Below are 12,353 nucleotides of genomic sequence, written 5' to 3'. Positions count from 1 at the left end.
GAGTTGTTTTGTCGTTCGCTTCAGAAAAAGTAACGCGATACGATGCCGGCCGGCCCCCTCCGCCCAGGTGCTCGTGAAGCCCCGTCATCCCGCGCCACTCAATGCGCTCCGCACGTTCGAAGCGGCGGCACGGAACCTGAGTTTCAACACGGCCGCACAGCAGTTGTTCGTCACGCCGGCGGCGGTCAGCCATCAGGTCAAGCATCTCGAGACGTATCTGGGCGTCACCCTGTTCCATCGCGGCAATCGCTCGGTGGAACTCACCGTCGAAGGCAAGGCGCTGGCGGCCGCGCTGGGCGACATCTTCGGGCAACTGGACCTGGCGCTGGACCGGGTGACATCGCACGCATCGGCGGATCTGCGCATAAGCACGCTGGAATCATTCGCCGCCAAGTGGCTGGCGCCGCGGCTGCACCGCTTCCATCACGCGTTCCCCGATATCCGCGTGCGTATCGAAACCGGCAACGAGCCGGCCGACTTCGCGCGCGGTGTCGATGTCGCCATCCGCTACGGACCCGGTGGGTATGCGGGCCTGCATGCGGAACGGCTGATGGAGGCGCCGGCATTTCCCGTCTGTGCGCCATCGTTGGCGCTGTCGCGGTTGGACGACCTGCGACAGCAGACGCTGCTGCACGACGAAAGCGCGCTGGGCCGGCCCGGCGTGCCCCAGTGGGCCGACTGGCTGGAAGCCGCCGCTGTCGAGGGTGTCGATGCAGGGCGCGGCCCGGTTTTCGCCAGCATCTACCTGGCGCAGGAAGCGGCCATCGCCGGCCACGGCATCGCGCTGGGCATCGCGCCCCTGGTGAAGGAAGACGTGCTCCACGGCCGCCTGCTCCCGCCCTTCGAGTGCAGCCTGCCCAACGCATACGCCTTCTGGCTGCTGCGACGGGACGATGCGCGCCCACGCGCCGCCGTCAACGCATTCTGCGGATGGCTGCAACAGGAAGCGGGCGACGATGCCGCATTCTGGGAAGCGCGACGCACAGGTCGGTAGGGGTGTCGCGGCGATGCGGTTCGTACGCCCGTCCGAAGCAGATGCATTTCCCTGTGCCTAGACGCTTCACGGCCCGCCTGCATACCGGCTGGGCGGTTCGCCCACGTGCCGGCTGAAGGCCACGCTGAACGTGCTGGTCGAGCCGTAGCCGACGCGCTCGGCCACTTCGGCCACGCTGAGGCCGTCGCGCCGGAGCAATTCCTTCGCGACTTCCATGCGCCACGCCAGCACGTATTCCATCGGTGGCACGCCGACGGTGCGGGTGAAACGTTCGAAGAACGTCGAGCGTGAGAGCGCGGCGGCCTTCGCCAGCTCGCCCACGGTCCACCCATGCGCGATGCGCGCATGGATCTGCTTGAGCGCCATCGCCAGCCGCTCATCGCCCAGTCCGCGCAACAGGCCTGGCGGCGCGTTGCCTGCAGTGGTCGAGCGCATGGCTTCCACCAGCAGCATCTCCACCAGCCGGGACAGCATGTATGCATTGCCCGGCTGCTGCTGCGCGTACTCTTCGCCGACCATCTGCACCAGTTGCATGAGCCGCTGCGACCCCTGCACATGGACGACCGTGGGCAGCAGCGAGACCAGCAGCGCGGCATCCCGGGTGTCGAACAGGAACGCGCCGCCCAGCGAGCGCATGTCCGGCGGTCCGTCGGGATCGCCATGACGCAGTTCCCCTTGCCCGCCCGGTACGACGTCGGGGTCGATGAAGACCGGTGGCGCCGGCACGAAGCCGGAAAGCGTGAAGGCGGGTGTGGTCGGCAGCAGCACGAAGTCGCCCGCATTGATGGTGATGGGGGCGTGCCCATCCACGGCCAACCGCGCGCTGCCTTCCAGCACGATGCAGAAGCCGGGCTGACCGTAGTCGGCATACCGCACGGCCCAGTTGCCCTTGCCGCTGATGACGTTGGCAAAGACCGCCTGCGGATGCAGCAGCTGGACGACGTCGGAAAGTGGATCCCCCATTCCGGACTCCAGCTAAAACAAACAGGACGATGCGTTATCGATCATCCGGAAAGGCTGGCCTATCGTTCCCGCCGAGTCAACTCACCCTCGGAGAACGAAATGAAGACCGTCCTGATCACAGGCTGCTCGTCCGGCTACGGCCTGGAAACCGCCCGCCACTTCCTCGCGCAGGGCTGGCGCGTCATCGCCACCCAGCGGCATCCGCGCGAAGACCTGCTCCCCGCTTCACCCCATCTGCGCGTGCTCGCGCTGGATGTCACCCGGCCGGACAGCATCGCCAGCGCCGTGGAGGCCGCGGGTCCCATCGACGCGCTGGTCAACAATGCCGGCATCGGCCTGTTCGGTGCATTCGAGGCCACGCCCATGGACACCGTGCGCGAGGTATTCGAAACCAACACGTTCGGACTGATGGCCATGTGCCAGGCCGTCATCCCCCAGTTCCGCCAGCGCAGGGCAGGCGTCATCGTGAACGTCACCTCCAGCGCGACGCTGGCGCCGTTCCCGCTGGTGGCGGCGTATACCGCCAGCAAGACCGCAGTCGAAGGTTTCACCGCATCGCTGGAGCACGAACTCAAGGCCTTCGATGTGCGGGTCAAGCTCGTGGAGCCCGGCTATGGTCCGTCGACCCGGTTCACCGCCAACGGCCAGCAGCGCATGCAGGGCCTGATCCCCGAAGCGTACGAGGCCTTCGCCCACAGCGTATTTGCCGGACTGGGCAGCATCACCGCGGTGACGACCGAGGCCGACGTCGCCGAAGGCGTGTGGCGGGCCGTGAACGACGTCACCGGGCAACTGCGTTTCCCGGCGGGTGCGGATGCGGTGGCGCTGGCGGTGCGGTGAGGCGGTGAGAGGGTAAGGCCGGGGAGCGTCCGAACCGATGCGGTCGAATCGTTCAGTCGGTGGGATGCTAGTGTCCGGCCCTGGTCAAAGGGGCCATTCGGCCCAATCCGGGACCACTCCCCGGATCCGGGGATCGGCGTCGCGGATTTCCGTCACGCGTTGACCCAACTGGGGCAGCAGATGAAGCTCAAGCGCAAGATGTATCTGATTCTGATGATGCTCGGAACTCCGTTGTCTGTGGGATCGCAGACCGTGCACGACATCAACGCATGGGAAGAACGAAAAGCGGAAGCGCTGAAGCATATGCCGGAGGTCGTGGAATCCTATGCGAACTCGATCGGCTGCAATGTCTCGTTCAACCCTCGGAACTTCGCGCGTTGGCAAGGGAGCCCGGGGGTCCAGTACATCGCCCTGGTCGTGCTCGACGAAGGCTGCGCCGGCGGGAGCGCGACCTGGCGATCAATCCTTCTCGCGCTACGCGAAGGAGCCAATGCGAAGCTGCTGATCCACCCCGGTTACTCGCTTCCCGAACTCACGTCCCCCAGGTTTCCGCAGTTGATCGACTCCATTTCCGCAACTCCGCACGGTGTTCGATTCACGGGGCGAGTCGCTGATGCAGATGACCCGCCAAACACTCCTTCGGATACTTTGAACGGGATCATCGTGTGGTCGGGGACGGAGTGGACGTTCCGCTAGATCGGCACGAGACCGCACTTGGCCGGATATCGGCCTCGCGGTCAGAATAGGAATATGAAATCCGAGGCGTGGAGGGAATCGATGCTTGTTGTACTTCAGTGGATATCAATTAAGACGATGCGGCGTAGTCTGTTGCCGTGGCATACCGTCAAGAGCAGCGGCACCACAACCGTGCTGGCATTCGCATTGCTGGCTATGCATGTGCTCCCGGCCACTGCGAAGGAGACTAGAGGCACGACTCCCGCCATGCCGGGCGCCGTCGTGCAGACCGATGACGTGGCGCTGTTCTACCGCGTCTACGATGCGGCGGGTGGAAAGCCGACGGCTGCGCAACTGCAGCGCGACTATCTGGAGCAGGGTTCGGAAGGACTGCGCCTGTTCGCCCGTCTACGCAACACCACGGGGCAACGCATCGCGGATGCCGTGGCACGCGATCCCGCGCTCTATGCCGATGCGCGCCGCTGCCTGGCCGTGCTGCCGCAGGCGCGCGCGCGGCTCGAGAAGGCCCTGCGCGACCTCGGCGGGCTGTACGGCGAGGCGCGCTTCCCGCCGGTGACCATCGCCATCGGGCGCGGCAAGCCGATCGCCATCGGCGCCCCCGATACCGGCATCCAGGTGGGCCTTGAGGCGCTGTGCGACGCGGACTGGCTCAATGCCGACGCCGAGGACAGGATCGTCTACGTGCTCGCGCACGAATACGTCCATGTGCAGCAGGTCAACGCGCACAAACTGAGCGACAAGCCCGCGCCGACGGTACTGGAAATCTCGCTGCTCGAGGGGATCGCCGAATTCGTCGGCGAGCTGGTGGCGGGTGAGATCGCCTACGGCCGCACCGCGGCGATGGCGGCGGGTCGCGAGCAGGAAATCGAGACCCGCTTCGCCGCCGACATCGACAAGACCGAGCTCAAGGACTGGGTCTACAACACCACGCCGGAGCAGCCGGGCGACCTCGGCTACTGGGTCGGTTACCGGATCGCCAAGGCCTATTACCGCAACGCGCCCGACAAGCGCCAGGCGCTGCGCGAGATCCTGGAGATGGACGACGCCCGCGCCTTCCTGGCCCGCAGTGGCTGGCATCCCGGCATGGTGCTGTAGGCGGGCAGGAGGGGTCCCGCGCGAGCGCTATGCCTTGCGTCGGCTGACTCCATGCAGCGTCACCTCCCGGGCGCCCCGGATGTGTCATGCTCCCGGTGGTCGCAACGACCATGGGAGTACACGTGATGGCCAAGGGCCTGGACAAGAAGAAAGAGCAGAAGAAAAAGCCGGCGAAGACGATGAAGGAAAAGCGCGCCGAGAAGAGCGAGAAGAAGGCCACGCGCGGTTTCGCGCCGACCTGACCGCCTGTTGTTGCTGCAAGTGAATCCCGGGCGAGCGCCGCGAACCCGGGATACGTTCCGGAAACGCGAGCCCTGCCGGCCATGTGCCATCCCTGCCTGGGTCGCGCGTGGCATGTCTAGCCAGGGTTGCGCATGACCCAGCCGCGGAACGTGAACCCGGCATAGAACAGCTCGATATCGACAAACCCCGCCTCGCCCAGCAGCGCTTCGTCCTGCGCGGGCGACAGCAGCGGCAGGCGCGCGTTGATCGCGGCGGCAGCGTTGACCATGTTCGTGGCAGGCACGCCGGATGCGACCGCAAAAGCGGCGTAACGGGAAAGCCAGCGCTCGCGCTTGTCCGTTGCGTCGTCCACGCTGTGGTGGGCGACGATGAACGGTGCGCCGGGGGCGAGCCGTCGGCGTACTTCGGCCAGCGTGTGCAGTCGCTGTTCCGCTGGCAGGAAATGCAGGGTCAGCAGGCAGGTCGCGCCGTCGAACGGGCCTTGCGCCGCATCGTCGATGTAGCCCTCGATCAGCCCCGCGCGCGACGCCAGCGGCCCGAGGGTGGTGGTGGCCAGCTGCAACATCTCGGCCGACGGATCGACGCCGGTGAAACGCCAGCCGGGCTGCGCGTCGGCGAACGCTTTCAGTTCCAGCCCGCCCCCGGCACCCAGCACCAGTACGTGGCCATCGTCGGGCACGCGTTCGGCAAGCAGGATCCGCGCCATCTGTTGCATTCCCTGGAAGCCCGGCACCTGCCGGATGGGGCCCTGGGCGTAGCGGGCGACGGCGTCTGGATCCGAGAACGACATGCGGTGTTCCGTTGCGGCGGGGCCTCCATGCTAGCGTGCGATCCATTCGCGAATCGTTGCAGCGGAGCCGTCGGCTGCTCAGTGCGGTACGCGGCGCAGCTTCGACACGTCGTAGCCCAGCGTTTCGATCTGGCGGACGCGCGCCTGGTAGTCCGTCTCCGGAATCCGCGGCGTACGCGCCATCAGCCACACGTAGTCGCGCTTGCTGCGCCCCACGATCGTCTGCTGGTAGTCGGCATCCACGTAGGCGATCACGTACTCGGCCTGGATCGGCCAGACGAACTGCATGTCCCATACCGCGCCACCTGTGCCCGGCGTGACCGTGCCGACCGGATGCATGGTCTTCTCCGGTCCGTCCAGCGCGCCCTTGCGGAAACGGAACGTGGTCTGGATGCGGCCGTCCGGCTGTTTCGCGTACGACTCCACGGCGGCATAGGCCTCGCGTTCGGGAAACGACGGGATGTGCGCGATGACGTACCAGTCGCCCATGAAGCGGTCCACGTCGACCGGTGCGGCCGTGGGGATGGACGGCTTGACGTTGCCGGAGCGGCAGGCCGAGGTGGTGGTGGCGACCATCAGCGCGAGCAGCACGAAGGGCAGGGTGCGCATGTCAGTGCTCCCGGGTGGGTCGCTGGAAGCGATAGTGCGCGACCAGCCATTCCTGCCCGCCGCGATAGCCGAACAGTTCGGCGCAGGCCATCCAGAACATCCGCCAGCGCTGGTTCCATAGAGGCGCGGCATCGCCATAGGCTTGGCGCAGTACGTCCATCACCTCCGCGCGATGTGCATCGTGCCGCGCCAGCCAGTGGTTGGCGGTGCGCTGGTAGTGGCTACCGTCCAGCAGCCAGCGTTGCTGCAGGTGCAGGTGGTCCTGGAAGAACAGCAGCAGGTCGGCGGATGGCATCATGCCGCCGGTGAAGAAGTGCCGGCCCATCCAGTTGTCCTCGCCCTGTGTTTCGAACGGATACATCAGGTGGCGGTGCACGAAGATGTGCACGAACAGCGTGCCGCCGGGCCGCAGCGCGTCATGGATGCGACGCAGCAGCGCGGCATGGTTGCTGACGTGTTCGAACATCTCCACCGACACGCAGCGGTCGAAGCCCTGCGGCTCCAGGTGCAGCTGGTTGACGTCGCGGGTAAGGACGCGGACGTTGCGCAGTCCGCGTTCGGCGCAGCGGGCCTCGATGAATTCGCGCTGCGAATGGGAGTTGGAGACGGCGGTGATGCGTGCGTTCGGGTAACGCTCCGCCATCCACAGGGTCAGCGAACCCCAGCCGCAGCCGAGTTCCAGGATGTCCTGTCCGTCGGCCAGGTCCGCGCGCTCGCCGTACAGGGCCAGCATGGCGTCCTCGGCCTGGTCCAGCGTCTCGGTGCCGGTGGCATAGAAGCAGCTGCTGTACTTCAGCCGGTGTCCAAGGCAGTGCTGGAAGAAGGCGGGTGGAAGTTCGTAGTGCTGGCGGTTCGCAGCGTCGGTATGCAGGGCGAGTGCGCCGCGCTGGAGGTCGCGCAGGCGTTGCGCCAGGCGTGCGGACTGCGCCGTCTGGCCACCTTCGCCTTCGTCGCGCAGGCGCTGCGCGCACAGGCGGCGGATGCCGGCGCGAACGAGCGCGTCGGGCAGCAGGCCGCGTTCGGCCAGGCCGAGCAGGCCGGTGGCGGGGCGGTCAACGGGAAGCTCGTCGGTCATGGTGTTCATCGCGTCGTTTCCTCGTCGCGGGGTGTCGGGAACCAGGGGAACAGCATCGGCGTGCGTCGCTGGTAGTCGCGGTAGTCCTCGCCGCGCGTGCGCAGCGCCTGCGCCTCGGTGTAGGGGATGCCGCTGATCCAGCGCAGGAACACGTACATCACCACCGGGCCCGTCCATGCCAGCCAGAACCAAGGCGAACCGGCTGCCAGCGCGACGTACGCGAACCAGTGCAGCCATTCGAAGAAGTAGTTGGGGTGTCGCGAGTAATGCCACAGGCCCTCGCGGCAGGTGCGCCCGCGGTTGGCGGGATCTGCGCGGAAGCGCGCGAGCTGGCGGTCGGCGATGGCCTCGCCGGCGACGCTGCCCATCCATATGGCCACCGCCAGCACGATCCACGGCCACGCCGAGTCCACGGGGCTGCGCGCCGCGGCAGCGAACGGAAGCGCGAACAGCACCACCAGCAACGCCTGCGCCATGAAGAACAGCAGGAACTTGCCCTGGTGCCCCTGCCAGTGGTCGCGCAGATGGCGGTAGCGGCCGTCTTCCGGTTCGTGGCGCACGCGTCGCCACAGGTGCAGCGCGAGCCGCGCGCCCCACAGGCCACCGAGCACGGCCAGCGTCACGCGTGCCTGCCACGCGCCATCACCGAGAACTGCAAGCAGTACGGCGCTGCCGCCCACGCAGGCCGACCACAGCACGTCGACGATGCCCGCATTCTCATGGTGCCGTTGCCACAGCCAGCCCAGCGTCATCACCGCGGCGGCCACCAGGGCCACCCAGCCGAGGGAGTGCAGGAGACTCATGCGGCCCCCGACGGGTGGCCGGGACGCGCCATCAGCAGATGCGACACGCCGATGGAGCGCTCCAGGAAGCCGCCTTCGCAATACGCCAGGTAGAACTCCCACAGGCGGATGAAGCGCTCGTCGAAGCCCTGCGCGCGTACATCCGCCAGGCGCGTCATGAAGCGCCGCCGCCATGCGCGCAACGTGCACGCATACGACAGGCCGAAGTCCTCCTGGTGGACGACCTGCAGGTCGCTGGCGCGGGTCTTCGCGTCATACATGGCATTGAGCGAGGGGATGAAGCTGCCGGGAAAGACGAAGCGCTTGATGTAGTCCACCGAGTCGCGCGCCTGCAGGTAGCGGTGGTCCTCGATGGTGATGGCCTGCAGCAAGGCCTGCCCGCCCGGGCGCAGCAGGCTGCCCAGCTTGCCGAAGAAGGTGCCGAGGTACTGCGCGCCGATCGCTTCGATCATCTCGATTGACACCAGCTTGTCGTAAGCGCCCTGCAGGTCGCGGTAGTCCTGCAGCAACAGCGTCACCCGGTCCTGCAGGCCGGCGTCGACCACGCGCTGGCTGGCCAGTGCATGCTGTTCGCGCGAGATCGTGGTGGTGGTCACGTGCGCGCCGTAGTGGCGCGCCGCATGCAGCGCGAAGCCGCCCCAGCCGGTGCCGATCTCGACCACGCGGTCCCCCGGCGCGAGCGCCAGCTTGCGGCACACCGCATCGAGCTTGCGGTAGGAGGCTGTCTCCAGGTCGTCGTCCGGGGAGGCGAACATCGCCGAGGAGTACATCAGGTCCGACGACAGGAACAGGGCGAAGAAATCGTTGCCGAGGTCGTAGTGCGCGGCGATGTTGCGGCGGCTGCCCTCGCGCGTGTTGCGGCGGAGTGCGTGCCAGCGGCGCAGCGCCCAGCCACCGATGCGGGCCAGGCCGCCCTCCATGCCATCGAGCAGTGTGCGGTTGCGCACCAGCAGCCGGACCAGCCCGACCAGGTCGTCGCAGCGCCAGTGGCCGGCGATGTAGGCCTCGCCGGCGCCCACACTGCCCTGCGCGGCGAGCGCGCGATAGAACGCGGGATCGTCGATCCACAGGTGCACGGTCGACAACCCTCCCTCGCCGGCGTGGCCGAAGCGGTGTTCGCCCAGCGCGTCGCGGACCACCAGCACGCCATGGTCCAGTGCATCCAGGCGGGCCAGCAGCTGCGAGCGCAGCAGGCGATCGAACGCACCGTAGGAGGGAACAGCGGAGACGTCGGCAATCTCGTTCATGGGGTCTCGCGTGCGAGTGAAGGATGGTCGTGCACTGGCGTGCGCTTCAGCCACAGGCGCAGTGCCTGCCAGTGGATGCCGGCCACGACCTGCGTGGTCATCAGCGGGTAGCGCCACAGCACGCGCGCGAGCGAGGCGCCATCCAAGGGTCGGCGCAGCAGGGTCAGGGTGGCGTCAAAGGCGCGCTGTCCTTCGCGGTCGACCTGCATGTGCACGCGCAGGGCGTCTACGGGCGGCGTGAAGCGCCAGCGGTAGGTGCAGTCCATCGGCAGGAACGGCGACACGTGGAAGGCCTTGTCGAAGCCCCATTCCCAGCCGTCGCCGTACGGCACGCCGTCGTGTATGGGCAATACGTAGCTGTGCCGTTCGCGCCAGGGCGTGTTGGTGATCTCGGCCAGCACGGCGTCCAGCGTGGTGCCGTCCGGCTGGAAGCAGTAGTAGAAGCTGACCGGATTGAAGACGTGGCCGGCGTAGCGCAGGTGCGTCAGCAGGCGGACCGGACCCTGTGGCCGATGGCCGAACGCGCGTTCGACGCGGTCGCGCACGGCCTCGACCAGCGGCCGGTCGTGCGGTGCCAGGTAGTCGCACCGGCGGAACTCCGCGAGGTTGCGGCGATCCGCCGACCACAGCCAGCGGCGGTCGAACACGGTATCGACTTCGTCCAGGTCCAGGTACAGCTGGGCCATGCGATAGCGGAAGGCGTGCGCGCGTGGTGAGTGCCGACGATGCCGCACCCAGCCCTCGTATACGGCGCTTGCCAGCGGAGCGGTCACGCGCTCACCGCTTCGGCGTCGCGCCGGAAGGCCAGCGCCTCGATGGCATCCACCACGTCGCGTGCGCTGCGGATGCCGTCCTCATGGAAGCCCCAGCCCCAGTAGGCACCGGCGAACCACGTGCGGCGGCGGCCCTGGATCTCGGCCTTGCGTTGCTGCGCCGCGACCATGCCGTGGTCATAGACCGGATGGCGGTAGTGCATGCGCTTGAGGATGCGCGCGGGATCGATCGCCTCGCTGCGGTTGAGGGTGACCACGAAGGGATCCGGCGACGCGACGCCCTGCAGCAGGTTCATGCAGTAGCTCACCGTGCACGGCGCCGAAGGGTCGCGGGGCACATGCGCATTCCATGCCGCCCAGGCTTTGCGTTCGCGCGGCAGCATGCTGGCGTCGGTGTGCAGCACGGTGTCGTTGGACTGGTAGCGGATGGCGCCGAGGATCGCGTGCTCGCTGGCATCCGCGTCGTGGAGCAGGGCAAGTGCCTGGTCGCTGTGGCAGGCCAGGACGACATGGTCGAAGCGCTCGCGGCCGTGGCGGGTGTCGAGTTCCACGCCTTCGTCGTCGCGGCGGATCGCCAGCACGGGCGTGGACCGTCTTTCCTGCACGCGCCAGCGACGACGCAATGCCTGTACATAGGTGCTCGAACCGCCCGTCACCACGCGCCAGGGCGATCGTGCTCCCAGCGTCAGCATGTGGTGGTTGGCCATGAACTGCACCAGGTACCGTGCCGGGAACGCCAGGATGCCCTGCGGCGGCGACGACCACAGGGCCGATGCCATCGGCACCAGGTGTTCATCGCGGAAGGCATCGCCGTAGCCGCCGACCTGCAGGTAGTCGCCGAGCGTGGGGCCCGTCTGTCCTCCGGCCAGCAACGCGGGCGCCTCGCGGTAGAAACGCGCCAGGTCGCGGAGCATGCCCCAGAAGCGCGGCGACAGCAGGTTGCGACGCTGGCAGAACAGCGTGTCGAACGTGGTCGCGTTGTATTCCACGCCACTGCGCGCGCTGTGCACGGAAAAACTCATCGTGGTCGGCTGCGAGGCCACGCCAAGCTCGTCGAAGAGCCCGCACAGCAGCGGGTAGTGGTCCGGGTTGAAGACGATGAAGCCGCTGTCGATGGCGTAGTGCCGTCCCGCCTGTTCGACATCGTGCGTGTGCGTGTGGCCCCCCAGGTAGTCGTTGGCTTCGAACAGGACCACTTCGTGCCGGCGCGACAGCCACCATGCCGAGGCCAGTCCGGCGATGCCGGAACCCACGATCGCGATGCGCATGCTCAGTGCCTCGCCTTCGCCAGCACCCAGGCGGGCACCGGCTTGAGTTCCCGCACCAGGCCGAACAGGGCGAGCAGCCGCAGTCCGTACCAGGTCAGGTCGATTTCCCACCAGCGGAACCCCTGGCGCGCGGTACCTGGAAAGAAGTGGTGGTTGTTGTGCCAACCCTCGCCGAAAGTCAGCAGCGCGAGCCAGATGTTGTTGCGGCTGTCGTCGCGCGTGTCGAAACGGCGGCGGCCGAAGCGGTGCGCCAGCGAATTGATGGTGACCGTGGCATGGAACAGCACTACGGTGGACACGAAGAAGCCCCACACCAGCAGCTGCGGGCCGTTCGTGCCCCACTGCGGGGCCACGTACTCCAGCAGTTCCCCGACCGCATACAGGCTGGCGGCCAGCAGTACCGGCACGACGGTGTCGTAGCGATCCAGCCAGCGCAGCTCCGGATAGCGCGCAAGGTCGGGGATGCGCGCCCAGTCCGTGCGGAAGCCGCCGCGGGTGAGGAACCAGCCCGCGTGGCTCCACCAGAAGCCGTGCACCGCGGGCGAATGCGGGTCCGCAGGGGTGTCGGCATGGCGGTGGTGGTTGCGGTGGTGCGCGGCCCACCACAACGGCCCGCGCTGCACGCTCGCGGCACCGATCAGCGCGAACACGAACTGCAGCACGCGCGAAGTGCGGAACGTGCGGTGCGAGAAGTAGCGGTGGTAGAAGGCGGTGATCGCGAACATGCGCACGGCGTAGAGCGCCACTGCCGCGATCACCGCGACAGGCGATACGCCGACCCACAGCACGGCCACGCACGCAAGGTGCATGCCGATGAAGGGGGCGGCACGCAGCCAGTCGATCTCCCGGGCGCGGCCTGCGTCTTCGTCATCCACCCTCTGCGTGTCGAACCAGCGACGCACAGCGGCCAGACCGCGTGCCGCCAGCGTGGAGGTGGATGAAACGCTGGCCGGCATC

Annotated in this window: 14 protein-coding genes; 5 read left to right on the top strand and 9 right to left on the bottom strand. The window is 67.5% G+C overall.

Annotation, left to right across the window (positions count from 1 at the left end; all coding sequences use genetic code 11):
- Window positions 1–73 precede the first annotated feature (73 nt).
- Window positions 74–994, top strand: a complete 921-nt coding sequence (gene gcvA / locus IB223_RS10720) for a transcriptional regulator GcvA (protein WP_192201647.1) — start codon at window positions 74–76, stop codon at window positions 992–994.
- A gap of 66 nt (window positions 995–1,060) precedes the next feature.
- Here the strand turns inward: gcvA and IB223_RS10715 are convergent, their stop codons facing one another.
- The gene (locus tag IB223_RS10715; protein ID WP_192201646.1) at window positions 1,061–1,957 is read right to left on the bottom strand and encodes an AraC family transcriptional regulator; all 897 of its coding nucleotides are present in this window, start codon (window positions 1,955–1,957) and stop codon (window positions 1,061–1,063) included.
- A gap of 99 nt (window positions 1,958–2,056) precedes the next feature.
- Here IB223_RS10715 and IB223_RS10710 point away from each other — a divergent pair, with 99 nt between their 5' ends.
- The 4 genes from IB223_RS10710 to IB223_RS10695 all read left to right on the top strand — a co-directional run bounded on the left by IB223_RS10710 (window position 2,057) and on the right by IB223_RS10695 (window position 4,830).
- Window positions 2,057–2,797, top strand: coding sequence for an SDR family oxidoreductase (locus tag IB223_RS10710; RefSeq protein WP_192201645.1), 741 nt, complete (start codon window positions 2,057–2,059; stop codon window positions 2,795–2,797).
- A 180-nt stretch (window positions 2,798–2,977) separates the two neighbouring features.
- Window positions 2,978–3,493: a hypothetical protein gene (locus tag IB223_RS10705; RefSeq protein WP_192201644.1), complete on the top strand. Its 516-nt coding sequence runs from the start codon at window positions 2,978–2,980 to the stop codon at window positions 3,491–3,493.
- Window positions 3,494–3,739: 246 nt separating this feature from the next.
- Entirely contained in the window at window positions 3,740–4,588 is an 849-nt protein-coding gene (locus IB223_RS10700) for a DUF2268 domain-containing putative Zn-dependent protease (protein WP_225591003.1), read from the top strand.
- A gap of 86 nt (window positions 4,589–4,674) precedes the next feature.
- The gene (locus tag IB223_RS10695; RefSeq protein WP_192202449.1) at window positions 4,675–4,830 is read left to right on the top strand and encodes a hypothetical protein; all 156 of its coding nucleotides are present in this window, start codon (window positions 4,675–4,677) and stop codon (window positions 4,828–4,830) included.
- 116 nt (window positions 4,831–4,946) lie between these two features.
- Here IB223_RS10695 and IB223_RS10690 read toward each other — a convergent pair whose 3' ends face one another.
- From IB223_RS10690 to IB223_RS10655, 8 genes are all read right to left on the bottom strand, one after another.
- A complete protein-coding gene (locus tag IB223_RS10690; RefSeq protein WP_192201643.1) occupies window positions 4,947–5,621 on the bottom strand; it encodes a class I SAM-dependent methyltransferase in 675 nt (224 codons plus the stop codon).
- 78 nt (window positions 5,622–5,699) lie between these two features.
- Entirely contained in the window at window positions 5,700–6,230 is a 531-nt protein-coding gene (locus IB223_RS10685; protein WP_192201642.1) for a lipocalin family protein, read from the bottom strand.
- Between the two features lies 1 nt (window position 6,231).
- Window positions 6,232–7,314 (bottom strand): cyclopropane-fatty-acyl-phospholipid synthase family protein, encoded by a 1,083-nt coding sequence (locus IB223_RS10680; protein ID WP_192201641.1) that lies wholly within the window; start codon window positions 7,312–7,314, stop codon window positions 6,232–6,234.
- Window positions 7,311–8,099, bottom strand: coding sequence for a DUF1295 domain-containing protein (locus IB223_RS10675; RefSeq protein WP_192202392.1), 789 nt, complete (start codon window positions 8,097–8,099; stop codon window positions 7,311–7,313). The genes IB223_RS10680 and IB223_RS10675 overlap by 4 nt, the downstream gene beginning before the upstream one ends.
- Window positions 8,100–8,104: 5 nt before the next feature.
- Window positions 8,105–9,355 (bottom strand): cyclopropane-fatty-acyl-phospholipid synthase family protein, encoded by a 1,251-nt coding sequence (locus tag IB223_RS10670; RefSeq protein WP_192201640.1) that lies wholly within the window; start codon window positions 9,353–9,355, stop codon window positions 8,105–8,107.
- The gene (locus tag IB223_RS10665) at window positions 9,352–10,128 is read right to left on the bottom strand and encodes a DUF1365 domain-containing protein (protein WP_343227187.1); all 777 of its coding nucleotides are present in this window, start codon (window positions 10,126–10,128) and stop codon (window positions 9,352–9,354) included. The genes IB223_RS10670 and IB223_RS10665 overlap by 4 nt, the downstream gene beginning before the upstream one ends.
- The gene (locus IB223_RS10660) at window positions 10,125–11,396 is read right to left on the bottom strand and encodes an FAD-dependent oxidoreductase (RefSeq protein WP_192201639.1); all 1,272 of its coding nucleotides are present in this window, start codon (window positions 11,394–11,396) and stop codon (window positions 10,125–10,127) included. The genes IB223_RS10665 and IB223_RS10660 overlap by 4 nt, the downstream gene beginning before the upstream one ends.
- Window positions 11,397–11,398: 2 nt before the next feature.
- The gene (locus IB223_RS10655; protein ID WP_192201638.1) at window positions 11,399–12,352 is read right to left on the bottom strand and encodes a fatty acid desaturase; all 954 of its coding nucleotides are present in this window, start codon (window positions 12,350–12,352) and stop codon (window positions 11,399–11,401) included.
- Between the last annotated feature and the right edge of the window lies 1 nt (window position 12,353).

The organism is Pseudoxanthomonas sp. PXM03, assembly GCF_014852005.1.
Lineage (GTDB): Bacteria > Pseudomonadota > Gammaproteobacteria > Xanthomonadales > Xanthomonadaceae > Pseudoxanthomonas_A.
The sequence above is the reverse complement of the archived record's forward strand: the minus strand, read 5'-3'. Positions and strand labels throughout refer to the sequence as shown.

Excerpts from the sequence above, each read along its gene's own strand:
- IB223_RS10710 (WP_192201645.1), top strand. The coding sequence starts at position 2,057 with ATGAAGACCGTCCTGATCACAGGCTGCTCGTCCGGCTACGGCCTGGAA.
- IB223_RS10685 (WP_192201642.1), bottom strand. The coding sequence starts at position 6,230 with ATGCGCACCCTGCCCTTCGTGCTGCTCGCGCTGATGGTCGCCACCACC.
- IB223_RS10690 (WP_192201643.1), bottom strand. The coding sequence starts at position 5,621 with ATGTCGTTCTCGGATCCAGACGCCGTCGCCCGCTACGCCCAGGGCCCC.
- IB223_RS10700 (WP_225591003.1), top strand. The coding sequence starts at position 3,740 with ATGCCGGGCGCCGTCGTGCAGACCGATGACGTGGCGCTGTTCTACCGC.
- IB223_RS10705 (WP_192201644.1), top strand. The coding sequence starts at position 2,978 with ATGAAGCTCAAGCGCAAGATGTATCTGATTCTGATGATGCTCGGAACT.
- IB223_RS10715 (WP_192201646.1), bottom strand. The coding sequence starts at position 1,957 with ATGGGGGATCCACTTTCCGACGTCGTCCAGCTGCTGCATCCGCAGGCG.
- IB223_RS10655 (WP_192201638.1), bottom strand. The coding sequence starts at position 12,352 with ATGCCGGCCAGCGTTTCATCCACCTCCACGCTGGCGGCACGCGGTCTG.
- IB223_RS10660 (WP_192201639.1), bottom strand. The coding sequence starts at position 11,396 with ATGCGCATCGCGATCGTGGGTTCCGGCATCGCCGGACTGGCCTCGGCA.
- IB223_RS10695 (WP_192202449.1), top strand. The coding sequence starts at position 4,675 with ATGCTCCCGGTGGTCGCAACGACCATGGGAGTACACGTGATGGCCAAG.
- IB223_RS10680 (WP_192201641.1), bottom strand. The coding sequence starts at position 7,314 with ATGAACACCATGACCGACGAGCTTCCCGTTGACCGCCCCGCCACCGGC.
- IB223_RS10670 (WP_192201640.1), bottom strand. The coding sequence starts at position 9,355 with ATGAACGAGATTGCCGACGTCTCCGCTGTTCCCTCCTACGGTGCGTTC.